Origin of the sequence: Xanthomonas sp. NCPPB 3583 (assembly GCF_041475715.2) — a bacterium.
GTDB lineage: Bacteria > Pseudomonadota > Gammaproteobacteria > Xanthomonadales > Xanthomonadaceae > Xanthomonas > Xanthomonas euvesicatoria.
This window is the reverse complement of the sequence record NZ_CM191263.1, coordinates 3,747,475-3,772,902: the sequence shown is the minus strand read 5'-3', so window position 1 is coordinate 3,772,902 and position 25,428 is coordinate 3,747,475. Positions and strand designations below refer to the sequence as shown.

23 protein-coding genes are annotated in these 25,428 nt (G+C 65.5%); 11 read left to right on the top strand and 12 right to left on the bottom strand.

The annotated features are described in order from the left end of the window. Window positions 1–31: 31 nt before the first annotated feature. Both ACCQ07_RS16305 and ACCQ07_RS16300 read right to left on the bottom strand, forming a co-directional pair. Window positions 32–1,207 carry a phosphatidylinositol-specific phospholipase C1-like protein gene (locus ACCQ07_RS16305; protein WP_372363456.1) on the bottom strand — a complete coding sequence of 392 codons (1,176 nt, stop codon included), beginning with the start codon at window positions 1,205–1,207 and terminating at the stop codon, window positions 32–34. A gap of 135 nt (window positions 1,208–1,342) precedes the next feature. Further along, window positions 1,343–3,301, bottom strand: coding sequence for an acetyl-CoA hydrolase/transferase C-terminal domain-containing protein (locus ACCQ07_RS16300; RefSeq protein WP_372364157.1), 1,959 nt, complete (start codon window positions 3,299–3,301; stop codon window positions 1,343–1,345). 163 nt (window positions 3,302–3,464) lie between these two features. Here ACCQ07_RS16300 and ACCQ07_RS16295 point away from each other — a divergent pair, with 163 nt between their 5' ends. The 3 genes from ACCQ07_RS16295 to ACCQ07_RS16285 are packed head-to-tail and all read left to right on the top strand — an operon-like array spanning window position 3,465 to window position 5,699. Then, entirely contained in the window at window positions 3,465–3,830 is a 366-nt protein-coding gene (locus ACCQ07_RS16295; protein WP_008575878.1) for a BlaI/MecI/CopY family transcriptional regulator, read from the top strand. Then, on the top strand, window positions 3,820–5,118 hold the full coding sequence (locus tag ACCQ07_RS16290; protein ID WP_071118026.1) for a TonB family protein: 1,299 nt from the start codon (window positions 3,820–3,822) through the stop codon (window positions 5,116–5,118). Before ACCQ07_RS16295 ends, ACCQ07_RS16290 begins: the two co-directional genes overlap by 11 nt. Further along, the gene (locus tag ACCQ07_RS16285; RefSeq protein WP_071118025.1) at window positions 5,115–5,699 is read left to right on the top strand and encodes a hypothetical protein; all 585 of its coding nucleotides are present in this window, start codon (window positions 5,115–5,117) and stop codon (window positions 5,697–5,699) included. The genes ACCQ07_RS16290 and ACCQ07_RS16285 overlap by 4 nt, the downstream gene beginning before the upstream one ends. 97 nt (window positions 5,700–5,796) lie before the next feature. Here ACCQ07_RS16285 and modC read toward each other — a convergent pair whose 3' ends face one another. The 8 genes from modC to ACCQ07_RS16245 all read right to left on the bottom strand — a co-directional run bounded on the left by modC (window position 5,797) and on the right by ACCQ07_RS16245 (window position 11,990). Next, on the bottom strand, window positions 5,797–6,411 hold the full coding sequence (gene modC, locus ACCQ07_RS16280; protein ID WP_057681677.1) for a molybdenum ABC transporter ATP-binding protein: 615 nt from the start codon (window positions 6,409–6,411) through the stop codon (window positions 5,797–5,799). Then, window positions 6,411–7,097, bottom strand: coding sequence for a molybdate ABC transporter permease subunit (gene modB / locus ACCQ07_RS16275; RefSeq protein WP_008575885.1), 687 nt, complete (start codon window positions 7,095–7,097; stop codon window positions 6,411–6,413). Before modB ends, modC begins: the two co-directional genes overlap by 1 nt. 16 nt (window positions 7,098–7,113) lie before the next feature. After that, window positions 7,114–7,890: a molybdate ABC transporter substrate-binding protein gene (gene modA, locus ACCQ07_RS16270; RefSeq protein WP_071118024.1), complete on the bottom strand. Its 777-nt coding sequence runs from the start codon at window positions 7,888–7,890 to the stop codon at window positions 7,114–7,116. A 75-nt stretch (window positions 7,891–7,965) separates the two neighbouring features. After that, complete coding sequence (locus ACCQ07_RS16265) at window positions 7,966–8,790, bottom strand: MBL fold metallo-hydrolase (protein ID WP_071118027.1); 825 nt, start codon at window positions 8,788–8,790, stop codon at window positions 7,966–7,968. A 13-nt stretch (window positions 8,791–8,803) separates the two neighbouring features. Then, a complete protein-coding gene (locus tag ACCQ07_RS16260) occupies window positions 8,804–9,577 on the bottom strand; it encodes a S1/P1 nuclease (RefSeq protein ID WP_041469795.1) in 774 nt (257 codons plus the stop codon). Window positions 9,578–9,835: 258 nt separating this feature from the next. Continuing rightward, a complete protein-coding gene (locus tag ACCQ07_RS16255; RefSeq protein WP_071118022.1) occupies window positions 9,836–10,450 on the bottom strand; it encodes an OmpW/AlkL family protein in 615 nt (204 codons plus the stop codon). A gap of 117 nt (window positions 10,451–10,567) precedes the next feature. Continuing rightward, window positions 10,568–11,191: an OmpW/AlkL family protein gene (locus ACCQ07_RS16250; RefSeq protein WP_033479020.1), complete on the bottom strand. Its 624-nt coding sequence runs from the start codon at window positions 11,189–11,191 to the stop codon at window positions 10,568–10,570. Window positions 11,192–11,477: 286 nt separating this feature from the next. Beyond that, window positions 11,478–11,990 (bottom strand): SgcJ/EcaC family oxidoreductase, encoded by a 513-nt coding sequence (locus ACCQ07_RS16245; RefSeq protein ID WP_014090936.1) that lies wholly within the window; start codon window positions 11,988–11,990, stop codon window positions 11,478–11,480. A gap of 456 nt (window positions 11,991–12,446) precedes the next feature. Here ACCQ07_RS16245 and gap point away from each other — a divergent pair, with 456 nt between their 5' ends. The 8 genes from gap to ACCQ07_RS16205 all read left to right on the top strand — a co-directional run bounded on the left by gap (window position 12,447) and on the right by ACCQ07_RS16205 (window position 23,935). Beyond that, window positions 12,447–13,448, top strand: a complete 1,002-nt coding sequence (gene gap / locus ACCQ07_RS16240; protein ID WP_003490161.1) for a type I glyceraldehyde-3-phosphate dehydrogenase — start codon at window positions 12,447–12,449, stop codon at window positions 13,446–13,448. A 209-nt stretch (window positions 13,449–13,657) separates the two neighbouring features. Continuing rightward, entirely contained in the window at window positions 13,658–14,128 is a 471-nt protein-coding gene (locus ACCQ07_RS16235; protein WP_008575072.1) for a hypothetical protein, read from the top strand. Window positions 14,129–14,323: 195 nt separating this feature from the next. After that, entirely contained in the window at window positions 14,324–17,155 is a 2,832-nt protein-coding gene (locus tag ACCQ07_RS16230; RefSeq protein ID WP_372364156.1) for a DUF2339 domain-containing protein, read from the top strand. Continuing rightward, window positions 17,152–18,510: a DUF3999 domain-containing protein gene (locus tag ACCQ07_RS16225; protein ID WP_046932537.1), complete on the top strand. Its 1,359-nt coding sequence runs from the start codon at window positions 17,152–17,154 to the stop codon at window positions 18,508–18,510. Before ACCQ07_RS16230 ends, ACCQ07_RS16225 begins: the two co-directional genes overlap by 4 nt. 316 nt (window positions 18,511–18,826) lie before the next feature. Beyond that, on the top strand, window positions 18,827–20,002 hold the full coding sequence (locus tag ACCQ07_RS16220; protein ID WP_218502757.1) for a phosphoglycerate kinase: 1,176 nt from the start codon (window positions 18,827–18,829) through the stop codon (window positions 20,000–20,002). Beyond that, window positions 19,999–20,643 carry an HAD family hydrolase gene (locus ACCQ07_RS16215; RefSeq protein WP_008574673.1) on the top strand — a complete coding sequence of 215 codons (645 nt, stop codon included), beginning with the start codon at window positions 19,999–20,001 and terminating at the stop codon, window positions 20,641–20,643. The genes ACCQ07_RS16220 and ACCQ07_RS16215 overlap by 4 nt, the downstream gene beginning before the upstream one ends. 258 nt (window positions 20,644–20,901) lie before the next feature. Further along, a complete protein-coding gene (gene pyk / locus ACCQ07_RS16210; RefSeq protein ID WP_011348424.1) occupies window positions 20,902–22,368 on the top strand; it encodes a pyruvate kinase in 1,467 nt (488 codons plus the stop codon). Window positions 22,369–22,930: 562 nt separating this feature from the next. Next, window positions 22,931–23,935, top strand: a complete 1,005-nt coding sequence (locus tag ACCQ07_RS16205; RefSeq protein ID WP_003487259.1) for a class I fructose-bisphosphate aldolase — start codon at window positions 22,931–22,933, stop codon at window positions 23,933–23,935. A 214-nt stretch (window positions 23,936–24,149) separates the two neighbouring features. Here the strand turns inward: ACCQ07_RS16205 and ACCQ07_RS16200 are convergent, their stop codons facing one another. Continuing rightward, window positions 24,150–24,689, bottom strand: coding sequence for an O-acetyl-ADP-ribose deacetylase (locus ACCQ07_RS16200; RefSeq protein ID WP_008574675.1), 540 nt, complete (start codon window positions 24,687–24,689; stop codon window positions 24,150–24,152). Between the two features lie 196 nt (window positions 24,690–24,885). Further along, a complete protein-coding gene (locus tag ACCQ07_RS16195; RefSeq protein WP_065627662.1) occupies window positions 24,886–25,392 on the bottom strand; it encodes a methyltransferase family protein in 507 nt (168 codons plus the stop codon). Between the last annotated feature and the right edge of the window lie 36 nt (window positions 25,393–25,428).

Genomic DNA, 25,428 nt, shown 5'->3' with positions numbered 1-25,428 from the left:
TGCGTAGGGCCGCTTGTGCGCGTTGCTGCCCTCAGTGGTGCAGGTCGATGTCGTGGCAACCCGGGTCCGGTCGTTGCGGATTGCAACGCGCCACCGCGCCGCCATCGAAGCGCACCACGTAGCCGTTATCGGCCGGCTCGTTGATCGGGAAGTCGGTACTGAGCAATTGCGCGCCGCTGGCCAGCATGGCGTCGCGCCGGGCGGTGTCGTTGTGCTGGGCTTCCTGCAAATCCGCATCGGTGCGTGTACGTACCAGATAGCCCGCCTTGACCAGCTTTTTGATGTCATCGGCAGGGCCGTCGTTGCGTTCGACGAAGGCCGCATCGTCTTCGCCTGGCACCGCATTGGTGAAACACACCCGGCCACGCAGCGATGGGTGGCCGGGCAGGTAGCTGGCACCGGCAACGCGTTGGTCGAGCAGAAATACCACCTTGCCGCGCGCCTGGGCCAACGACGGCCAGCCATGCGCGAGCACGCCTGCGTTGAGCGTAGGCGCGCGGCCCCGCACCTGATCGGGGCTGATGTATTCACCGGGCTGGAAGACCGAACGCAGTTCGGCATCCAGTGCATCCATCGCCTTTGCATCGAAGGGTTCGGGTTGTACGGTGGGAAACGTCAACTGGATCGGCGCCTGCTTGGTTTCGAGCAGGATGAAGATGGGCACGTGGCCCGGGTGCTGCTTCGACCAGGTGCGGATTTCCTGCAGGCAGGCAATCAACGGCTGGCAGTTGCTGCGCTGGTCCAGATCCTGCACATGCATGACCTTGAAGCCGGGCCTGTCCATCACTCCGGCGGGCGCGCTTGCCGGTGCGGTCGGCAGACCGGCCTTGGCGATCTGCGCAACGATGGCCGGATGTGCGTAGCGCCCGCCCTGTGCATCGGCGAAGACGTCCAGTTCAAGTTGGCGCACGCCATCGTTAAGTTGCTGCGTCAAGGCGGGATGGCGGTAATCCAGCGCGGCAAACAGTGTCGGGTCCAGTTGCTTCAATAACGCCGCTTCGCTGGGCGCAAAGCCGGCGTGGTAGCTGTTGTGGCTGCCGATGTACTGCAGGTCGGTCAGGCGCGGTGCGGCTTGCGCGACAAGACTGCTCAGCAACAGCGCGGCGAAGATGGCGGTGCGCTGCGTCCTTCTTCGCTTTGCGCGCACCAAATTCGTTTTGCGATCGAACCCTGACGTGACAGCAGTAAATACGCGAAAAAGATGCATGCAGCACAGCCGGAAAGCGACGAGGTCGCCATCATCACGGCCCAGTTTGACGCATATCTTTCCGCTGTGTTTCCGTGATGCGTCAGTGCTTGCCGCGGTGCGTTCGAGCCGGTGGCAAATCGCGGCACTGTTTCTTCATGACGCGGCGGTCTGTCGCAAGGCATAGATCAGCAGCCGCGCCTGCAGGCGATTACCAAGGCTGTTTGGCGCATCCAGTGCCATGCGTTGCAGGCAAGCAACATCATCGGCACCGGGCGCTTGGCGCGTGAGCAGTGCGCGGGCCACCGTGGCGATCTTTCCGCCAGTGCTGGCAGTTGCGCCCTTGAGCCAGCCCAATGCGGGCAGCAGACGCTGTTCGATTTTCGTGAAGTCGCTGCCGAGCGGGTAATCGGGCAGGCTGCCGTCGCGTCGAAATGGCGCCAGTGCCTGTTCCAGTGCCCATGGTGTGTTGCGCTGCGCGCTTACCGGCATTGCCGGCGCTGTGCGCAACTTGCGCGACCGTTCCGCCTGGGCAAGCAATTCACCCTGGAAGCGGGCATCGCAGATGGCGGCCATTTCCAGCACGCAGTCCTGGTCGGTCTTGTGGCGTAGATCGGCAATGCCGTATTCGGTGATGTAGAGGTCGCGCAGATGGCGTGGAATGGTGGTGTGTCCGTAGTTCCAACGCAGGTTGCTGGCGGTGTGTGCGCCAGCCTCGCGGGTGGCGCGCAGCATCAAGGCGCTACGTGCCTGCGGCAGTGCATGCGCCATCGCCACGAAGTTGTACTGCCCGCCGACCCCGGACACGATGCGGCCATCTTCCAGCCCGTCGGAGACTGCCGCGCCCAGCGCGGTCGCCATCATGCAGGAGTTGAAGAAGCGTGCATCCTTGCGTTTCAAGCGGTTTAGCGTCTCGTTGCCGCCGTAGAGCTGATTGATCTCGCTGATGCGGCGCATGCCGATCGCCGCGCGTGTCGGGGCATCCAGATCGCGCAGCCATTGATAGAACGCGGGCGAGCCGAGATAGAACGCGCCATGCAGGAACTCGCCTTCGGCGGCAAGACGTGCGTGATCGGCTATGTCGGCGCTGCCATCGGCAATGCGCTGCATCAGCGGCAGATCGTCGTGCACCTTGCGACGGATCACGCCGCTGTCCACCAATTGCTTGAAGCCTTCGTTGAGCATCTCGCTGCAACCGTACAAGCCGACGGCAAACGGCTCCAGGCCGCCGCTGGCCTGCACGGCCGGGTGGTGTTCCAGTGCCGGATCCAGCGCATGCAGCACACGGCGATAGGTCGCGTTATCGGTATGCCGCAGCACCAGTGCATGGCTCAGTGCATCGGCCAGCGTGCCGATGCCAATCTGCAAGGTGCCGCCATCGCGCACCAGGGCACTGGCATACAAGCCGATGGCGTAGTCGACGCTGCTCACCGCTTGCCGCGGCAAGCCGAACAGCTGTGGGAACGGGCCTGGCAAATCGATGACCAAGTCGAAGAATGCGGCATCTACCGCTGCGGTGCCTCCCATCCACGGCAACAGCGGATCGACTTCCGCCACCAGCATCGGGCGCGGCAAGCCGAGTGCCTGCACCGCGTCCAGCGTGTCCTGGGTGATGTCGTTGTTGCACGACAACGACAGCCGCGTGCTGCCCGGTTCGCGCGCCACTTTCTGCACGATCAGGTTGGGCGCGCGTTGCGCCACCGCTGCAGCGGCATGCGTGTAGTTGAGGCTCGTGTAGTCGGCCTGGGCCTGGGTGGAATGCAAGAGCCCGCCGGATTGCATGTAGAACTCTTCCACCTGCACATGCGCGGGCAAGGCATCGCGCAGCATGGCGTCGACATAGGCAAGGCGAGGGAAATCCTCGCCAAAGTGGCGCGCGATGAACGGTGCGGCAAAGCGCGCCTGGAGTCCGGTACCCGGCCTGGGGGGATTGAGCGAGAGCGCCGTGTAGATTGCCAGTGGCCGCGACGGCGTGTCCTTGAGCTGTGCGTAGAGCGCGTTCAACAGACGGTGCGGCTTGCCGATGCCCAGCGGCGCGCCCACGCGCAGCGGGCCGTCGATGCGTTGCAGGATCCGCTCCACGGCGGCGCTCAGGTCGGTGAGGTGCTCGGTCATCCACGCAGAGTAGCCGAGCCGGTCGCGTGCTGCCTGCATTCCGATACTCGTGCGCCATGCTTGGCCGCCATCAATGCGGGCAGGTGTCGGGAGCCCGTTCGATCACTGCTTGACAAGCAATCTGTTTACGCGCGTAATCGATAAAAATTGCGGATGTAATCGCATGCCGATCAGCGACGCCGAAGCGGTGGTGATGCAAGTGCTCTGGGATGGTGCGCCGCGCACCGCAGAAGAAGTGATCGCCGCGTTGGCGCACACCGGCTGGGCCGAGCCCACCATCAAGACCTTGCTGAATCGGCTGCTCACCAAGGGCGCCGTTGCGGCAGAAAAACACGGCCGCAGGTATCACTACGCGCCGCTGCTGGCGCGCGAACAGTGGGTGCAGCAGCAGAGCGAAGGATTGCTGCAGCGGCTGTTCGGCGGGCGCGTTGCACCGCTGGTGGCGCACTTCAGCGAACGCGGGCAACTCAGTGCCTCGGACATCGCAGAATTGAAGCGTCTGCTCAAGGAGTTGGACGATGCACCTTGAGCTGCCATTGCTGTTGCGCGTCACCTTGTATAGCAGTGCCGCATTGGTGGCCTGTCTGCTGCTGCGGCGCGCACTGCGTGGCTGGCTGGGCGCAACAGCGGCGTATGCGATCTGGCTCGCCGTGCCACTTGCCGTATTGGCAGCTGCAATACCAGGGCCGCCGCTCGCGTCAGCGTTGCCGAAGATGCCGGCGATGGTCGCGATGCCGCTCAACCTGCAGGAGGGCGATCACGCATGGGCGGGGACCTTGATGGCCACCTGGCTGGCCGGTGCGGTCGCGATGACCGTAGCGCTCTGGTGGCGACAGCGGCGATTCGTACGCAGCTTGGGCGCGTTGCATGCGCTCGAGGGCGAAGTATGGGCGGCAACGCACGATGTAGGCCTGCCGGTATCGTTGGGACTCTGGCGCCCACGCATCGTGCTGCCGATGGATTTCGATACGCGCTACAGCGCCGCCGAACGCACCTTGATCCTGACGCATGAGCGCCTGCATCTGCGGCGCGGTGATCTGTATGCCAATCTGCTGGCCGCGCTGTTGCTGTGCATCGGCTGGTGGAATCCGTTGATGCATCTGGCATTGCGCGCGTTCCGGCTGGATCAGGAACTGGCGTGCGACGCAGAGGTGCTGACGCGCTATCCGGGCAAGCGCCGCAGTTACGCCACCGCGATGCTCAAGACCCACTGTGGTGCCGGCTGGACGCCGACGGCCTGCCGTTGGAATGCGCCGCATGCGCTCACCCAACGCGTGGCAGCCTTGCTGAAGCCTACGGTGGAGGCGCCCCGCGCGCGATGGAACCTGCGCGTGGTGGTGGCACTAGCGGTGATGGTCAGTGGCGCCTGCTGGGCATTCCAGCCTGCGCGATTGCATGGCATGCGCGTGCCTGGCAATACGCTGGATTTTGGCACCATGCAGCCGCCCAGGTATCCGCCTGACGCCGTCGCTGCAGGCCTGGCGGGATTTGTCGAACTGCAGATCGCAGTGAGCCCGACTGGCACACCCGACCATATCGCCATCGTGCGCAGCACGCCGGCAGGCGTGTTCGATCAGACCGTGCTCGACGCAGCACGCCACTGGCGCTTCACACCTGCGCTGGAGGATGGCAAGGCGGTCGCGTCCGAGGTGCGCGTGCCGGTGAAATTCGAACTGGATCCACCAGATGCGGCATCGGCAGTTGCAGATATCCATTCCGGTACCGAAGCTGCTGCAGGCCCACACGCTGCCGACCGGTCCGAACGTGTGGCCAGCTGCGCACCTGCGGGATGCGCCTCACGCGGGGCGTTGCAATGAACCGCTGCCTGATCGGTAGCCTCGCCCTGATGCTGGCCATGAATAGTTGCGCCACGCGCCAACTGGCCGAGCAGCAACGCAGCCAGCGCGAGGATTCGGTGGATCAACGCATGCTGCCTCCACAGCCGGACGGCGGCGGCGCTGCGGGCGTCCAATCCTATACGCTGGCACCAACGCAACGCTTTCGCATGCCACGCGCGGCGCGCAGCGACGCCCCGGTGCTGCCCCCCGATTCGCCACGCCAGAGCCTGGCGCCCACCACCGTCTGCGCGCATCTCATTCTGAGCGCAGAGGGCACGGTGCAGCGCGTGGATCCAATGTCCGACCGCGACGAATGCGCCGCCGGGCTGCTGCCGGACAACGCCGATCTCATGCAAGCGGTGCGCGCCGCCGCGCTGCGATGGCAGTTTGTTCCGGCGGCGATGTGCACGTATCCATCAGGCGCTGCGCAACCGTCAGTGCCAGACGATTGCACTGGCGCCGCCCAGATCGAGCCGGTACCGGTGACGTTGTCGTTCGCGTTCACCTTCGAGGTGCGGCAAGGCAAGGTGAGCGTGCGGACCGGGAAGGTGGTCCGATAGCTGCTGCAGCCGTTGCGCAGCATGTCCAGTCACCAACAACGCGGCGCCCTCTCATAACGCGTCAACCGCTAACGCCCTATCACCGCCCACACCGCCTTCAATCCAGCACGTGCACGCTGTCGGCAATGCGCTGCACTTCATCGGGGTTGTGGCTGACGTAGAGCATTGGCAGGCGAATCTCGTCGCGCACGCGCTGCAGGTAGGGAATCAATTCTTCGCGGCGCGCCTGATCCAGGGCCGACAGCGGTTCGTCGAATAGCAGAATCGCCGGTTGCGCCAACAACGCGCGGCCAATCGCCACGCGCTGCGCTTCGCCGCCAGAGAGGTTGCGCGGCCGGCGTTGCAGCAGCGGTGCGATGCCGAGCAAGGCCACCACATCGTCGAAGCCGAACGGTGCCTTGCCGCGCGCATGCCGGCCGTAGCGCAGGTTGCGCCGCACATCCAGATGCGGAAACAGCCGCGCATCCTGGAACACATAACCAATCCGGCGCTGATGCGTCGGCAGGTCGATGCCTTGCCCGGCGTCGTACAGGCAGCGCCCATCGATGCGGATATGCCCGGCCTGCGGACGCACCAAGCCGGCAATTGCATTGAGCACCGTGGTCTTGCCCGCGCCGGAGGGCCCCACCAGCGCCACGACACGCGCATCGTCGTGGATGCGGATGCGGCGTTCAAAGGCGCCGCGCTGCAGCTGCAGGTCGATATCCAGCATCACGCGTCCTCGCGCGGATGCGGCCGGCGCACCAGCCATTCGGACAGCAGCAGCGCCGCCAGCGAGATCGCCAGCGCCACGCCGGCCAGCCGCCAGATGCCCGATTCCATCCCCGGGACCTGCATCAGCCCGTAGATGGCCGACGACAAGGTCTGCGTTTCGCCAGGGATATTGGACACGAAGGTGATGGTGGCGCCGAACTCGCCAAGCGCCTTGGCGAACGCGAGCACCATGCCGGCGACCAGGCCCGGCCAGGCCAGCGGCAAGGTGATGCTGAAGAACACCCGCCACGGCCCGGCCCCCAGCGTGGCGGCGGCCGCTTCCAGGCGACGATCGGTGGCTTCGATGGATAGACGGATCGCGCGCACCATCAGCGGAAATCCCATGACCGCGCACGCCAACGCCGCGCCGGTCCAGCGGAAGGCGAACTGGATACCGAGATGTTCCAGCAACCAGCTGCCCACCGGCCCCTGTGTGCCCAACACCACCAGCAGCGCATAGCCGGTGATCACTGGCGGCATCACCAGGGGCAGATGCAGCAGCGCGTCCAGCAGGGCCTTGCCGGGGAAGCGGCGCCGCGCCAGCAGCCAGCCGCAGGCAATGCCCGGCGGCAGGCTGGCGAGCGCTGCCACGATCGCGACCTTGAGACTCAAGCCGATCGCGGTCAGCTCTTCCGGGGTGAACATCGACAAACGGTGTGCCTCAATCCTTCAGCGAAAAACCACGGCGCGCAAAGATCGCCTTGGCCGGCTTGCTTCCCAGCCAGCTGACGAATGCGGCGGTGGCGGGGTTGTTGCTGTTCTTCAATGCAGCAACCGGATACACGATGGGGCCATGGCTGTCGTCGGGGAAGGTGGCGATGACGCGCACCTTGGCATCGGCGCGCGCGTCCGAGCCATACACGATGCCCAGCGGCGCTTCGCCACGCGAGACCAGCATCAAAGCCGCACGCACGCTTTCCGATTCGGCAAGCCGGTTGCCGACGCTGTCCCATTGGCCGAGCTTGCGCAGCGCGGCGGCTGCGTACTTGCCGGCCGGCACGCTGGCGGTCTGGCCTACGGCCAGGCGTCCGCCCTGCCCAAGCGCCTTGGCAATGGCGCCGGGGGTGCGCAGGTCAACGTGCAGCTTGCTGTTCGCCGGCGCGATCAATACCAGTGTGTTGCCGAGCAGGCTGTGCCGCTGCGCCGGCAGCACCAGCCCACGCTGCTGTAGATAGTCCATCCACTCCAGGTCGGCCGAAAAGAACACGTCCGCCGGCGCGCCCTGTTCGATCTGGCGTGCCAGCGCAGAACTCGCTGCATACGACACGCGCACCGGCGTGCCGCTGGCTTTTTCGTACGCGGCCGCGGCTTCGTCCATCGATTCTTTCAGGCTCGCGGCCGCAAACACCGTCACCGGTGCGGTCTGCGCACTCACCAGCAGGGGCAACGCCAGCATCAGCACGCACAACGCGCGCTGCCAGAAACCGATCATGCGCATCGAAGGCTCCTCACCAGGACAGGGCCCCGATCATAGCGGCTACGCGATGCGTACCGCGTGGCGAGCCTGCGCGCGCTACAGGACCACTCCGGCGCAACGCCCGGCCTGAAGATTGGTCTGCAGGGCCGGGCGGATTAGCTTGGGCTCGGGCAAGGTGGCATCGCGCGCCTGCCGCTGCGCCACGAAGGTCTCTACATCCACGCCGTCGCGCACATGGATATTGCTGCGCCGCTGCGCGCCGATACTGGTCTGATGCGCCACCGCGCGCCCGCCCGGGCCATAGTCGTGGCAGACGAACACGCGGGTGCTTTCCGGCAGCGCATACAGGCGCTGGATCGAGGCAAACAGCTGGCGTGCATCGCCGCCGGGAAAATCGCAACGCGCCGTGCCCGCATCCGGCATGAACAACGAGTCGCCAGGAAACAACGCATCGCCGATCAGATACGCAATGCTGTCGCTGGTGTGGCCGGGCACCGCGATGACGCGTGCTTCGATATCGCCAAGCTTGAAGCGCTCGTCGTCGGCAAACAGATGATCGAATTGCGAGCCATCGGCGCGGAAGTCGGCCGGCAATGCGTACTGCGCGGCAAGGGTGCGTTGCACTTGGCAAATACCCTCGCCGATACCGATACGCGCCTGCGGCCAATGCTGCTTCAGCCACTGCGCTGCAGACAGGTGATCGGCATGCGCGTGAGTTTCCAGCAGCCATTGCACCTGCCATCCGTGTTGCTCGATGGCCGCAAGGATGGCCTGCGCCGCCTGGCTGCCGACGCTGCCGCTATCGGCCGCGTAGTCCAGCGCCGGGTCGATCACTGCCGCCGCACCGGTGGCCGCATCGGCGACCACGTAGGTGAAGGTGTTACTGTCGGCATGAAAGAAGGCAAGCACCTGGGGCTGCATCGGCGTCTCCACGTCAGGGGCCGGCCAGCGCCGCGTTGAGGATGGCGGCAAGCCGGTCACCCGCGATGCGCAGCTGGGTTTCGGCGATCGGGCGATAGGTGGCGATGTAGGTGGCGGGCAACACGTGTGCGCTCGGGTAGACGCCCGGCGTGATGGCGATCTTGCACGAAGCCTGCGCCCATGCCGCAGCCGGCGGCGGCAGCGCCGCAGACCCCGCAGTGGCGGCCGGCAATGCCAGCAAGCGTTGCAGGTACGCATCGTCGTTCAGATGGCGGTCGTTGAGCATGCCGCTGTCCCACAGCGCATGCAGGTTGCTGCCCTTGCCGTCGATCTGCAGCTGGAAGTCGTTACCGCCCTTGTCGTGCGCATAGCCGGCGTGCATCGGCTGATGGATGTCGCCGACGAAATGCACCACGAACTTCAAGGCCTTGCGGCGTACGTCCAACGGCTGGGTGCGATCTGCGAGCAGGGCGGCTTGCTGGTCGAGCGCGGCGATCACGCAGTTGCCGTCCGGGCAGTCGCGCGGTGGCGAGTACGTGCAGTCGTGTTCGCCCAGGTTGACGTAGTGCCACGGCCCGGAGCGCTTACCCAGGTCGGGGTCGTGCTCGCGCAGCTCATCGGCCCAGGTGGCCACGCCGTGCAGGGTCGGGTCCGGCTCGCCGGCCAGCAATTGCGCCACTTGCGTGCGTGCCTGCGGGCTCAGCTCGGTTTCGGCGATGCGCGCCACCAGGCGGTGGCCTTGCGGGCCCCAGGCCAGGGCGGTGCTTGGGTGGAATGCGGCGGCCATTGCCGTCGCAACAACGAATGCAGAGAGGGAACGTGTTTTCATCCGGCGATTGTACGCATCGGTCCGGGACGGTTTGATGGCCCTCCCGGAGCTGCGACAGCCACGCCTCAGCATGGTGCCGGCACGTGCCTGGAGCGCGCCCGGATGGAGCAAACAGTTGCACGCAAGCGGCAACTGCAGCATCCGCGTGGGGGCATGCCGTAGTGGGCGCTGGCCGCGCCCATCTGGCGATGAACGCAGTCGTGTTGCTAGGCGCTCTTAGTAATACACCAGGTACGACACGCCGAAGGTCAACGGATCGATCCGTGCCTTGCCCAGCCGCCCGCCGTTGAGGTCGACGTTGCTGCGCGAATCGGTCCAGCGCGCATCCACGCGCAGGCCGCTACGGTCGTTGAAGATGAAGTCCACGCCGACATGCGCAGTGGCGCCGACCGAATCGTCGAAACGCAGATCGCCGCTAGTAACCGTCGGCTCGGTGTCTTCGCCCAGGAACGTGGTGTAGTTGATGCCTATGCCCACGAACGGCGACACCGTGCCGTAGCCATTGATGTGGTACTGCAGCAGCACGCTCGGTGGCACCGTCCAATAGCTGCCCACCTTGCCGATGCCCTGCAGCTCGAGGTCGTGCTTGCCTGCAATTGCCGCATGCACTTCGATACCCAGGTTGTTGCGCAGGAAGTATTCGTAGGTGAACGACAGTGCCGGCGCGCCCTTGATCTCGGCCTGGGTGCCGCCGAAGGTGCCGCTATTGGACTTGGGCGAGACATAGCCGGCACCGTAACCGGTCGTCCAATGACCGGCCGACTGTGCAAGGGCGGGTGCGGCCGAGGCGGCCAGTGCGATGGCGAGGGCGGTGCGAGTCAGCGTGTTCATGGAATCCCCGGTAGGTCGGACAGGCGGGCGACGTGACCGACCTGTCCGCAACTCCGGCGGTGATGCACGTCCCTGGACGGCAAGTGTGCCAGAGATGCGCCGCCCACGCCGCGGGGATCAGAACCGGTGCACGTAGGCCAGGCCGTAGACCAGCGGGTCGATATTGACCGTGCCGATACGGTTGCCGTCCAGGCGCGCTCGGGTATCGATATCGATCCAGCGCAGGTTGACGCGCAGCGCGCCGCGGTCGCTGAGCTTGTAGTCCACGCCTGCATGCAGTGCCAGGCCCCAGGAATCGTCCAGCTCCAGCGTGCTGCCGGCCAGCGCGCCGCCGGTATCGGTGTCGAAGAAGCGCGTGTAGTTGATGCCCGCGCCGAAGAAGGGCGACACCTTGCCCTGGCTGTTGAAGTGGTACTGCAGCGACACCACCGGCGGCAGGTGCTTGGTGCTGCCGACGCGGCCCAGTCCACGCAGCGCGATATCGTGCTCGAACGGCAGCGCAGCCAGCACCTCGATGCCCAGGTTGTCTGCGACGAAATATTCGGCGGTAAATGTGGGTTTGATGTCTTTGCCCACATCCACGTCGAGGGTGCCGCCGACCAGGCTGCCATTGTCGGATTTGGGAGCGACCTGGTGGGCACCGACGGCAACGGTCCAGTCGCCTTTGGATTGCGCCAGTGCGGGGAGGCTGACGCAAGAAGCGGCCAGAGCGGCGAACAGAAGGGTAGAGCGCATACGCATGAGAAGTCTCGTGGGGTGCAATGGACGTGGGAAGTCTTCGCGCTTGGCGTCGCCGCTGCCTTGATCCTGATCAATTTGGCCGTGCGCCCAGGTGTGCGGGCCTGCAATGGCTGTTGCCACACTCTGCGCGGAACACGGCGTTGCGCGCCTTGCTGGGGCTCGCAGCGCGCATCGCACGCGTGGCATCGTGCGATGCGCTTGGCACAGCTGTCGGCGGCGGGAGGGACGCCGACGGTTGCGTGCGCAGTGGCGTCGACAGCGATCGATCGCCGGTGCGATGTACCGCTTACTTGACCTTGGCGACCTTGGGTGCATCCACTTCCGGCATCGCCGAGCTGTGGTGGTTGATGATCAGCCACTTGCCGTCGCGCTTTTCGTAGACGAAGGTGTAGCGGGCCTGCACGTTGCTCTTGTTGCCGTGCTTGTCGGTCAGCGTGAAGGTGTACACGCCGGCATCCACGGCGCTGTCGTCATCGAGCACGCGCACGGTGCGGTAATTGACCACGCCCTGCGGCTTCTTGGTCAGGAACATCGCGAAGTAGTTTTCGATCTGCTCGCGCGAGGCGCGCACTTCGTTGGAGACCGTCGGCAGCAACACGCCGTCCGGTGCGTACAGGTCTGCCACCTTGTGCGGGTTGCCCGTGGCCAGCGCCGCGTTCCACGTGTCGAACAGCGCAGCGACTTCGCGTTCTTCGCCGCCGGCCGGCAGCTTGGCCTTGTCGGTGTAATGCATCACGCCGCCAGCCAGCGCCGGGGTGGCAGCCAGAGCCAGAACCAGAGAGAAGAGGGTGCGACGCATGGGAAATCTCCGTGTGATTGATGGGGGTGCCTCAGCGGGCAGGGCCAGTATCGAAATCCACGGGGTGCCGAAATTCTGCTGTTCGGCATAGCATTGAATATGCTCTTCAGCGTATCCGATTATTCCTTAAGTGATTGAAATGTTTGGGCGTGTGACCGTTTTATCGTGCCCAATGCATGTCGCTTGATGCGACCGGCATGGGTGCATCCGGACGCCGTCGGTCATCGATGCCGTGGCGCGCGGATCGGCCGCTCACGCGCGTTCCTGCAGGGACCGAGCGCAGTTGCGGCCCGGTGGCTCACCAGGCGACGCACAGAGCACTGGCGAACCGCCAACCAATCCCGAATGCCCGTTCCCAATCCCGGCCCACAACAACACGGCTGCCGACAGTGACGCTGCTAGAATGACAGCCCCTTTCCATCCGCCGCGCTGTCGCGGTCGCAGGAGCTAGTGAACATGGCAATCAAGGTTGGCATCAACGGATTCGGTCGCATCGGACGCAACGTGCTGCGCTCTGCGGTGCAGAACTTCGCCAATGACATCGAGATCGTGGCCATCAATGACCTGCTCGAGCCCGACTACCTGGCCTACATGCTGCAGTACGACTCGGTGCATGGCCGCTTCAAGGCCGACGTCTCGGTCGACGGCAATACGCTGATCGTCAACGGCAAGAAGATCCGCCTGACCCAGGAGCGCGACCCGGCCAACCTCAAGTGGGATGCCGTCGGCGCCGACGTGGTGATCGAGTCCACCGGCCTGTTCCTGACCAAGGAAACCGCTCAGAAGCACATCGATGCAGGCGCCAAGAAAGTGATCCTGTCAGCGCCGTCCAAGGACGACACCCCGATGTTCGTCTACGGCGTCAACGACAAGACCTACAAGGGCGAAGCGATCATCTCCAACGCCTCGTGCACCACCAACTGCCTGGCGCCGCTGGCCAAGGTCATCAACGACAAGTGGGGCATCAAGCGCGGCCTGATGACCACCGTGCATGCGGCCACTGCGACGCAGAAGACCGTGGACGGCCCGTCCAACAAGGATTGGCGCGGTGGTCGCGGCATCCTGGAGAACATCATTCCGTCCTCCACCGGCGCGGCCAAGGCCGTGGGCGTGGTGATCCCCGAGCTCAACAAGAAGCTCACCGGCATGAGCTTTCGCGTGCCGACCTCGGACGTCTCGGTGGTCGACCTCACTGTCGAACTGGAAAAGCCGGCCACCTACGCCGAAATCTGCGCCGAAGTGAAGGCACAGAGCGAAGGCGCACTGAAGGGTGTGCTGGGGTATACCGAAGACAAGGTCGTGGCCACCGATTTCCGCGGCGAAACCTGCACCTCGGTGTTCGACGCCGACGCTGGCATCGCGCTGGACTCCACCTTCGTCAAGCTGGTGTCCTGGTACGACAACGAGTGGGGCTACTCCAACAAGTGCCTGGAGATGGTGCGGGTTGTCGCCAAGTAAGTGTCTGGCGCAGTGATGAAACAGGCCCCGGCATGCCGGGGCTTTTTCATTTGTAAGCGATGGATGTTGCGTTTCTTGCACTGCGACGCCTTCGGCGGCTGCCCGGAAGTGGACTTTGCTGGACTCACGTGCGCTAATTTGCATGCACGGCGGCCGTTCCCGTGTCGTGTACGAAGGATCGGGGAACTCCATGGATCGAGAGAAGAGTGATGAATAAGTTTTTGGCAGGCGCCCTGGCGCTGAGCGTGGTAGTTGCGTGTTCCGTGCCGTCGACCAGCTGGGCTGCAAAAAAGCAGACCGGGACGCCGGCCTGGATGAATGCCGATGGTGAGGTGATCAAGTCGTCCGATGTCGAGGCGGGCTACGGCGAGACCGTCAAGGGCATCAACGATTACGAAGGCGAAATCACCGGCAAGCCGGCGCCTGGCAGCAAGTTCACCCAGTTGAAAATCGGTATGCCGATGAAGCAGGTCACCGACCTGATTGGTCAGCCGGACGACCAGGGTGCTTACGTGACCGGCAAGGCATTTATCCCGTTTTTCTTCGGTGGCGACCGCTACCGTTATGAAATGGCCTACAAGGGCCAGGGACGCCTGGTGTTCGCGGGCAAGTCGATGGGGACCGGCGGCAACCTGATCTGGATCATCCATAACAAGAACGACAGCGGTTACCGCGAATAATCGTTCAAAGCGCCCGGTTTTCCGGGCGTTTTCTTGTGTGAAGCATCCACGCAAGCACGCGTGCGACTGCAGCTTGCCGACGCTCCATCCGTCGTCTGAGCGAGAGGCTGGCTGCCCAGCCGTAGCCCGAGGCTGTATGGTGCGCGCATTCGGCTGGACGCCGGCTCGGGGATTGCTGCGTTGGAAACGATAATCGTGTTGGTGGCCCTGGTGCTGCTCGCCGTGCCGGTGGGTGTGGTGATCGCGCTGGTGTGGATGGCTGGGCTGCGGAGACGGGTGGCGGCGCTGGAGCAGCGGCTTGCGCAGTGGCAGCGCAGTGGTGCCGGGCCTGCGGATGCGCCAGCGCAAGCACCCGCGGACGCGCAGGGCAGGGCATGGGAACGACCGGGCGAGGCGTCCGCTGTCGGCACTGGTCCGGGCTCCATTGCCGACGGCGATCTACCTGGGTACCGCACCTCCGATGCAGCGCGTCAGGCCGTTGGCTGGCAGGCGCCGGGCGCGGACCACGACGCGGTTGGCGTGTCTGCCTCGGCGGTGCCGCCACCGTTGCCGGCGCAGGCACCCGCAGAGGCGATGGCGCACAGTGCGATCGCGGGGTCGGAACGTCCCAGCCCGCAAGCGCAGGCGACGCGCGCCGAGCCGGCGCAACCGCAATCCGCACAATCGCAACCACCCCAGCCTCCGGCCGCGCCCAGCGCCATCGCGCGCGCGGCCAGCGCCTTGAAGCGTTGGTTCACCCAGGGCAATGTGCCGGTCAAGGTCGGCATGCTGGTGTTGTTGGCCGGCGTGGCGTCGCTGTTGAAGTACGCCAGCGACCAGGGCTGGATGCGCATGCCGATCGAGCTGCGCTTGGCCGGCATCAGCGTCCTGGCATTGGCCGGTCTGATCTTCGGTTGGAAGCAGCGCGCGCAGCGGCCGGGCTTTGCGTTGGCCTTGCAGGGCGGCGCCATCGGCGGCTTGTTGTTGACGGTGTTCGCGGCCTTCAAGTTGTACGGCTTGCTCGATGCCGGAACGGCGCTGGGCATCAGCGTGGTGCTGATCGCGGGCATGTGCGTGCTGGCGGTGCTGCAGGATTCGCGCACGTTGGCGGTGCTGGGCGTGCTGGCGGGTTTTCTTGCGCCGATCTGGTTGTCTACCGGCAGCGGCAATCATGTCGCGCTGTTTTCGTACTACGCCGTACTCAACGCCGGCATCGTGGCGATTGCATGGACACGCCCGTGGCGCGTGCTGAACCTGCTGGGGTTTGCTTTCACCTTCGGCATCGGCACCGTGTGGGGGGCGCTGCAGTACTCCCCGGCCAAATTCGCCACGACCGAGCCGTTCCTGTTGCTGTTTTTCGCCATGTACGTGGCGATTCCGGTCCTGCATGCGCGCCGCGGCGACGGCAGTGCCGGCAGGCTCATCGATGGCAGCCTGTTGTTCGGAACGCCGCTCGTCGCCTTCGCGTTGCAGGCGCGCCTGCTTGAGGGCGATCGGCTGCCATTGGCGTTGTGCGCGGTGGCGGTGGCAGCGTTGTACGCGGGCCTGGGCAGCTGGCTGCTGCGCCGCGCGCCTACGCGCGTGCTGGGCCAGGCGCACGCGATGCTGGCGGTCGGGTTCGCAACCCTGGCCGTACCGCTGGCGCTGTCGGCACGTGCCACTGCGAGCGTGTTTGCGCTGGAAGGCGTGGGGTTGCTGTGGCTGGGGCTTGGCCAACAACGGCGGGTCTCGCAGGTCAGCGGTGTCGCGCTGCAGGTGTTTGCGGCGGTGGGTGTCGCGTTCGGCGTGGATGCCTGGCGCTACGATGCGGTCGCGGTGGCCAACGCAACCTGCATGAGTACCGTGCTGCTGGCGCTTGCCGGCTGGGCCAGTGCCTGGTTCCTGCGCGATGCCGGGCATCGGCGGCGTGCGCTACTGGCATATCTGTGGGGACTGGGCTGGTGGACGCTGTGCGGCGTGCACGAGATCGTGCGTTTTGCCGATCTGCGCAGCGAGCCGGATCTGCTGCTGGGCTTGGTCGCACTCAGTGTATGGCTGGCGGCCGAAGTGCATCGCCGCCGTCCTGCAGCGGCGCTGGTATGGACGGTGATGTCTGGTCTGGCGCTGGCGGCGCCATTGGCGCTGTGGCAGGGCGCTGCGCACACCCAGCCATTCGCGCATTGGGGCGCGCTGGCATGGGGTGTGTTTGCGGTGGCGGGCGCGCGTGCGCTGTGGTGCTTGCGCACGCAGCAGGGCGCTGGCGCGATGGCGGCGCAGTTCATCTGGTGGCTGCTGTGGCCGTTGGTCATCTCGTTGGGCACGGCCTGGCTGGCCGACGCGTTCTTGCTGTCCAATGGCTGGCGTTGCGCCTTGCTGGCGGCACCGTGGTTGTTGGTGGCGACGCTGGGGCTGTTGCGTTGGCCATGGCTGGCCTGGCCGCAGGGAACCGGCTTCGACCCTGCACGCAACGCGTTGCTGAGTTGCGTGTTCGCGGTACTGGGACTCGGCTGGCTGCTCGCATTGCTGGATCCGGTGAGCGCCGCCCCGTTGCCATGGTTGCCGTTGCTCAATCCCGCCGAGCTGGCGCAATTGGCGGTCCTGGCCTTGCTTGCGCGCTGGGCCTGGTCGGCAGCTGCGCCGACAGTGCTGCAGCGTTGGCGGGTGACCGCGCTGGGTGTGCTGGGTTGGGCGTTGATCACCGGCAGCACCTTGCACAGCGTGCACCACTGGGGCGGTGTGCCGTGGGATTCGGCGCTGATCGGCGCCACCTTGTCCCAGACCAGCCTCACCATCGTCTGGAGCGTACTCGGCGTGCTGGGCTGGGTGATCGGCTCGCGTCGTGGTCAACGCGGGCTGTGGCTGGGCGGCGCGCTGCTGATGGGGCTGGTCCTGGCGAAGTTGGTGTTGGTCGACCGCCAGCATCTGGGCAATCTTCTCGGCATCGGCTCGTTCATGGCCTATGGCCTGTTGTGCACCGTGGTGGGCTATCTGGCGCCGGCGCCGCCGCGTGCGGTCGCGACCGAAGGTCATGCTGTCCAAGAGAACGGCGTCGAAAAGGATCAGGCATGAACACGATGCGATGGGCACTGCTGCTGATACTGTTGCCGCTGCTGGCGCAGGCCGCCGATGTGCGGCAGGACTACCGCCAGCAGTGGCCGCTGCAGGTCACCGGCGCGGATGTCGGCCTCTATCAGGTGAGCTTGGATGCGGCGGTGTATCGCACCGCGCACGACGCGGCGTTGCGCGATGTCACGGTGATCGATGCGCTTGGACAAGAGCTGCCCACCGCCTGGCTGCCGATGGATGCAGCACCGGCGGCTGCGGTACGCCATCAGCGCCTGCCCCTGTTTGCGCTGCCGGCAGGTGCCGCGCCGGCCAACGGCGACCTGCAGTTGATTGCCGAGCGCGACGCCAGTGGTGCGGTGCGCCGCCTGGAAGGTCGCTTTGCGACCGGGGCTGTCGCTGCGGGCCGTGGTGTGAGCTGGCTGATCGATGCCAGCGCGCTGCGCGATCGCCCGCGTGCGCTGGTGCTGGATTGGGAGGGCGACATGCCGGTGCAGGCCCAGGTGCGTGTGGAAGGCAGCGACGATCTGCGCGACTGGCGCGTGCTCGTCTCCAGCGCCACGGTCATGGCGCTGGACAATCAGGCGCAGCGACTGCAGCAGCGTCGTATCGCCCTGGACGATGGTGCGCGTTACTTGCGCCTGGTTACCGCATCGGGCGAGCTGCCGGCATTACGCGTGGTCGAGGCGGAGCTGGATGGCGTCGCCATGTCCACACCGCCGCAGTGGCTGGACTTGCCAGGCACCGCAAGAGATGCGGCGCTGGTGTATGCCTTGCCCGGTCGCTTTCCGATCAGCCAATTGGATGTCGGCGGCAGTCAGGCCGAGGCGGTCGAGTGGATCGTGGCAAGTCGCGATAGCGACGATGCGCCGTGGCTGCAACGTGCCGGCCCCTGGTTGGCGTATCGACTGGGCCAGGGCACGGCAGCCGCGTCGCCGCCGCAACTGCTGACTGCCCCCGTGCGCGATCGCCAATGGCGGTTGGTCGCCGCCCAGGGGCGCAGCACCGCCGTGCCGACGCTGCGCGTCGGGTACCAACCGGAGCGGTTGATGTTTCTCGCCCAGGGCCAGCCGCCATATGCGCTGGTCGCCGGCAGTGCGCGTGCGCAGCGCACCGACGCACCACTGGGCGCAATGCTGCAGGCACTGCGGCGCGAACGCGGCGCACGGTGGCAGCCGGCGCAGGCCCGCCTGGCTGCGCAGGCACAGCCGCTGGCGGGGGATGCCGCGTTGCAACCGGCCGCCGCGCCGCGCGACTGGAAGCGTTGGCTGCTGTGGGGTCTGTTGGTCGGTGGCGCCTTGCTGGTCGGCGGTTTCGCGGTGAGCCTGTTGCGTAGCGCATCGGCCAATCGCAACGGCTGATCGCGCCCGCTTCGCATGGCGGTTTGCCGCTGCGGCGCGAAGGTCGGACAATGGGCGTCCCCCGTGACCAAGGCAGCCGTATTGCCCGTCGTGTTCGACCAAGCATCCCGCGCCTTGCCAGCCGTCCTGGCGGCCTGGCGCGTGGTGGGCAACCGGCGCTGCGCGGTCCACATGCGGGCGCAACGAAGGCGCGATGGCGATCCACAGCCGGTTGCCGCTAAGGCAAAGCGCTCACATGTTTGCACCGGCGCCTCTGCTGGGTGCGTCTGCATGACCATTCCCCATTCCCCCTCCCTAGACCGAACGAGCTGAGCCCATGTCCATTGTCCGCATGACCGACCTCGATCTCTCCGGCAAGCGCGTGCTGATCCGCCAGGATCTCAACGTGCCGATCGACAACGGCCAGATCACCTCCGAACAGCGCATCACCGCCTCGGTGCCCACCATCAAGCTGGCGCTGGAAAAAGGCGCGGCCGTGATGGTGACCTCGCACCTGGGCCGCCCCAAGGAAGGCAGCTGGACCGAAGAAGATTCGCTGGCGCCGGTGGCCACGCGCCTGGCCGCGTTGCTGGGCGTGGACGTGCCGCTGGTGCGCGACTGGGTCGACGGCGTGGACGTCGCGCCGGGCCAGGTGGTGCTGCTGGAAAACTGCCGCATGAATGTCGGCGAGGGCAAGGACGATGAGACGCTGGCGCGCAAGTACGCCGCGTTGTGCGACGTGTTCGTGATGGATGCCTTCGGCACCGCGCACCGTGCGCAGGCCTCCACGCATGGCGTGATCCGCTTCGCGCCGGTCGCCGCAGGCGGCCCGCTGTTGATGGCCGAACTCGACGCCCTGGCCAAGGCGCTGGACAACCCGGCCAAGCCCCTGCTAGCGATCGTCGCCGGCAGCAAGGTCTCGACCAAGTTGGAGTTGCTATCCAACCTGGTCAACAAGGTCGACCAACTGATCGTCGGCGGCGGCATCGCCAACACCTTCATCGCCGCGGCCGGGCATGCCGTGGGCAAGTCGTTGAACGAGCCGGACTTGATCCCGACCGCCAACCAGATCGTGGCCGATGCCAAGGCGCGTGGCGCCGAGATTCCGCTGCCCACCGATGTGGTCGTTGCCAAGCAGTTCCTGCCCGATGCGCAGGCCAGCGTGAAGTCGCTGGACGCGGTCGACGCGGACGATCTGATCCTGGATATCGGCCCGCACACCGCGCAGCGCTACGCCGAGCTGATCGCCAGTGCCGGTACCGTGGTGTGGAACGGGCCGGTGGGCGTCTTCGAATTCGAGTCCTTCAGCCACGGCACCGAAACGCTGGCGCGCGCGATCGCCGGTTCCAAGGCGTTCTCGATCGCGGGCGGTGGCGACACCCTGGCCGCCGTGGACAAGTACGACATCGCCAAGGACGTCACCTACATTTCCACGGGTGGCGGTGCGTTCCTGGAGTTTCTGGAAGGCAAGACCTTGCCAGCGGTGGCCGCACTCCAGGCCCGCGGTCAGTGAGTGCAGCCACGCTGTTTTTCGATCTGGACGGCACGCTGGTCGATTCGGAGCCAGGCATCGTTGCCAGCATCGTGCACGCCTTCGACGAACTCGGCCAGCCGCGTCCGTCGGCGCAGACCTTGCGCGCCTGGATCGGCCCGCCGTTGCGCGACAGCTTCACCGAGTGTTTTCCGGACGATCCGGAGTTGGTGCAGCGCGCGCTCGGGCTCTACCGCGCACGCTACGACGCGGTAGGCTGGACCGAACTCAGCGTGTTCGACGGCATCGGCGAGGTTGTCACCGGCCTGCAGCGCGCCGGTCATCGTCTGGCCGTGGTGACCTCGAAGAATGAGCGCTACGCGCGGCGCATCGTCGAGCATCTGCCCTTCGGTGCGTGCTTCGAGGAGGTGATCGGTGCCAGCGAAGACGGCGAACGTCGCTTCAAGCCGGACCTCATTGCCGAAGCGCTGCGCCGTTTGCAGATCGACAAGGCCGGCTGCGTGATGATCGGTGACCGGCGCATGGATATCGATGGCGCCAATCACCACGGCATCCACAGCATTGGCGTGTTGTGGGGCTTCGGCGACGAGGGCGAATTGCGCGCCGCCGGTGCCGGTGCGCTGGCACGCACGCCGGCTGAACTGGCGGCGTTGCTTCAGTGATGGACAGTGCGCGTCGGCCGTTGCGTTCGCTTGGTCGCCGCGCCTGCAGTTGCGGTTCGCAGCGCGCAGAACACTCTTCACCGTCGCCGGGTTAGGGTGGCGACCGTTCGCATTGCTCATGGCAGCGCGGGCGCAGGCGTACGTACTGTCCCGCACTGTCTATAAGACATGCCGGAATCGGAGGAAGGCTATGCCGCAATGCCATCCTCGGTACGTGACGTGTGTGTTAAGTTTCGCGGCTTTTACAGGGAGGCCATCATGAAAGAACGTCAACGCCGCACCAAGATCCTCGCCACCCTCGGACCGGCAACGGATGCGCCCGGTGTGCTGGATACGCTGTTCAAGGCGGGCGTCAACGTGGTGCGCCTGAACTTCAGCCATGGCGACCCCTCCGGCCAGGCCAAGCGCGCCGCCGAAGTACGTGCCGCTGCGGCCCGCGTCGGTGCCGAGGTCGGCATCCTGGCCGACTTGCCGGGCCCGAAGATCCGTATCGAACGGTTTGCCGAAGGCAAGATCAAACTGACCATGGGCGATCGCTTCGACCTGGTGGCCGATGCCAACGCGCCGGCTGGCGACCAGACGCAGGTTGGCGTCAGCTATCTGGGGCTGCCGCAGGACGTGACCGCCGGCGACGTGCTGCTGCTCGACGATGGCCTGATGCAGTTGCAGGTGACCGATGTGCAGGGCGAGCGCATCGTCACCAAGGTGTTGAACGATGGTGTGCTGTCCGACCGCAAGGGCCTCAACAAGCAGGGCGGTGGTCTGTCGCTGGGCGCATTGACCGAGCGCGACAAGGAACTGATCGGCATCGTGGCCAAGATCGGCGTGGACTTCATTGCGGTGTCGTTCTGTCGCAATGCGCAGGACATGCACGACGCGCGTCAGATCGCCCAGCAGCACGGCTGCGATGCGCAACTGGTGTCCAAGATCGAGCGCACCGAGGCGATCGAAAACCTGGTCGAGATCGTCGAAGCCTCCGATGTGGTGATGGTGGCGCGTGGCGACCTGGGCGTTGAGATCGGTGACGCTGAATTGCCCGGCCTGCAGAAGAAGATCATTCGCGAATCGCTGGCGCAGAACAAGGTGGTGATCACTGCCACGCAGATGCTGCAGTCGATGGTCGAAAGCCCGATCCCCACCCGCGCCGAAGTGCTGGACGTGGCCAACGCGGTCATCGACGGTACCGATGCGGTGATGCTCTCGGCCGAGACCGCCGCCGGCGCTTATCCGGTGCGTGCGGTGGAAGCGATGGCGCGCATCTGCCTGGGAGCCGAACACCAGTTCGAATTCGACACCGACTTCGAAGCGGCGCAACGCAATCTGCAGCGCGCCGACCAGGCGATTGCGATGGCAACCATGTTCCTGTCCGAGCACATCGGCCTGGGCGGCGTGGTGGCGTTGACCGAATCCGGCGGCACGCCGCGCTTCCTGTCGCGCTTCCGCTCCAATATGCCGATCTACGCCTTCACCCGTCATGATGGCGCGCGCCGCCAGATGGCCATGATGCGTGGCGTGTTCCCGATCAGCTTCGACAGCCGCGGCCTGACCCCGCGCGAAGCCGCACGTGCGGCGATCCGTCTGCTGGTGGAGAACGAGCGCATGGGGCCTGGCGACCGCGTGGTGTTCACCAGTGGCGAGCACATGGAAACCCACGGCGCCACCAATACGCTGCGTTTGCTGGAAGTGGGCGAAGACGGTCGCGCCACCGGGCTGGGCGAGCTCTAACGCCTGTGGACTGCATCCGGCGCATGACCTGAGCCGGAACAGAGGCGACACACGACGGCGGCCCCAGGGCCGCCGTCGTGCTGTGTGGCGACCTGGCCGCTGGACGCGCACCCGGTCGTGGCCGGATCGTTGGTCAACGGCCGGATCCGGCAGGTACCCGGTCCCCACCACATCGCACGCGCGCTGCCGCAACGGTGCTGGTCATGGCGGAACAAGACGCTGTCTACGATGTAACGTACGCCGCAGGCGCAGCGCTATTGCGACGGACGAAGCAGCGACGCGGCCAACCCTCAAAAATGCCGGCTGACTCACGCATGGCTCCATATCAACGCGCCAGCGCAGTCATTGCAGCCATGCATCACGGCACCGCAAGCGCCGCGCCGCGCACCATGCTCAGCTTTCCCGATTCCCGATTCCCGATTCCCGATTCCCGCGATGCGAGCATCACCACACATCCTGTCACGCAGATCACGTGTAATCGGTTGCAGGCATTCCGTGAAGGAATGTGTACGACTTTCGTCGCTATACTTTCGTTCTCCCCCGCAGCTGCCACAGGAACTACATGAGCATCGAACAGCTTGCCGAAACCGCCCAGGCGATGGTCGCCCCGGGTAAGGGCATCATCGCCATCGACGAATCGACCAGTACGATCGCCAAGCGTTTTGCCAGCGTCGGCATCGAGAACATCGAAGAGAACCGTCGCGCCTACCGCGAACTGTTGCTGACCACGCCCAAGCTGAGCGACTACATCTCCGGCGCCATCCTGTTCGACGAGACCATCCGTCAGAAGACCAAGGATGGCGTGCCGTTCGCCGAGTACATGACCGCCCACGGCATCATCCCGGGCATCAAGGTCGACAAGGGCGCGCAGCCGCTGGCTGGCATGCCGGGCGAACTGGTCACCGAAGGCCTGGACGGCCTGCGTGCACGGCTGGAGGAGTACTACACGCTGGGTGCGCGCTTCGCCAAGTGGCGTGCGGTCATCAACATCGGCGAAGACATTCCGTCCGGCACCTGCATCGAGGCCAACTCGCATGCGTTGGCGCGCTACGCAGCGCTGTGCCAGGAACAAGGCCTGGTGCCGATGGTCGAGCCGGAAGTGATCATGGACGGCAGCCACGACATCGAAACCTGCTACGAAGTCACCGAAGCCACGCTGCGCTCGCTGTTCGGCGCGCTGTATGAGCAGAATGTCGTGCTGGAAGGCACCATCCTGAAGGCGTCGATGGTCATCTCCGGCAAGAGCTGCGAAGAGCAGGCCAGCATCGAAGAGGTAGCCGAGTCCACCGTGATGTGCCTGAAGTCCACCGTGCCGGCGATCCTGCCGGGCATCGTGTTCCTGTCCGGCGGCCAGACCGACGAGCAGTCCACCGCCCACCTCAACGAAATGCACCAGCTCGGCAATCTGCCCTGGCCGTTGAGCTTCTCCTACGGCCGCGCCATGCAGCAGGCCGCGCTGAAGCTGTGGGCCAAAGACATGACCGGCAACTTCGCCAAGGCGCAGCAGGTCATCTACGAGCGCGCCAAGGAAAACGGCCTGGCCGCGCTGGGTAAGTGGAAGGGTTGATCGATTGATGGCGGCTGCAAGGCCGCCGCATCGATGAAACAAACACGCCGGCAGCGATGCCGGCGTTTTTTGTTTGCGCATCCACAGGTGCGCTTTGATGCCGCGCCAAAAAACGCAAAGGGCGCCTTTCGGCGCCCTTTGCTTAATCAGAATCGCTCAATGGCTTGCGCAGTCCAGCCGGTCGATGCGGCAGGCCGCCAACGTCAATCCAATCTCAGGCCGCCGCAGTTTCCTGCGTGGCCAACGCCTGCTGGTAGGCCTTGTAGGTCGCCTCGTTGTAGGCCACCAGGACGATGTGCTTGGGCACCTTGTGCGAGCGCTGCCAATCGCGCGTTTCGGTCACGGCGATGCGCGCTGCCTGATACAGCGGATAGCCGTAAATACCGCAGCTGATCGCCGGGAACGCGATCGAGTGCAGCATCATCTGTTCGGCGAGTTTCAGCGATTGCCAATAGCAGTTGGCCAGCTGTTCGGGTTCGTTGTGCTTGCCGTCGCGCCACACCGGGCCGACGGTATGAAAGACGTGGCGTGCCTTCAAATTGAAACCGTCGGTGATGCGGATTTCGCCGGTGGGGCAACGCACGCCCGGGCGCACCTGCGGCAACGCTTCGCAGGCTTCCAGCAAGCGCGGGCCGGCGGCACGGTGGATGGCGCCATCGACGCCACCACCGCCGAGCAGTGATTCATTGGCGGCGTTGACGATGACGTCAACGTCGAGTTCGGTGATGTCGCCTTGCCAGACTTCGATTCTCATAGCGCGATAATTATGCGAATTGCATGATGGGCGCGTGATGGGGAGCACGCTGCGGAATCCGCACGCTATCGGCCATTCATCTCATCTGCTGCGACTGTCCGACGGGGTGGAATGTATGCCGCCCCGCGACATCTGGGCGCTGCCTCGGAGCGATCGGCGACAACCTTCGCAACGCACGAGGCGATGCATGTCGGGTCTACAACCAGCGGCGGACACGCGCGCAGTAGTCGTTGTAGTGGCGGCCGAATTCGGCGCGCAGCCGCGCCTCTTCGAACGGAATGACATAGCGCTGCAGCGCAAGCCACGGCAGCGGCACCAACACAACCGCCCACAGCAAGCCGAGTTGCAGGCACAGGCCGACGTAGCTCAGCACCAAGGCCAGGTACATCGGGTTGCGGGTGACGCGATACGGGCCGTCCAGCACCAGGCGCGAGGGATGGCCGCTGGGCATGATGGTGGTGCGCCGACGCGCAAACAGCACGAAGCAGCTCACCGCCAACCCCAGGCCGAGACAGGCGATGCCGCCGCCAGCCAATTCGATCCAGGCCAGCGGCGCGGGAGGAGGGAGAGGCAGGTCCAGCGCCTCTTGCAACCACGCGCCCAGCCCCAGGGCGAGCGCAAAGTGGACCGGGGAGGTCATTTTTACCAGCCATGGCGCCCGTGCGGCACGGGTCTCGCTGTGTCCATACGGCTGGTTGCTCACACATCTCTCCCTACATTACGGCCGCCATCCTAACGT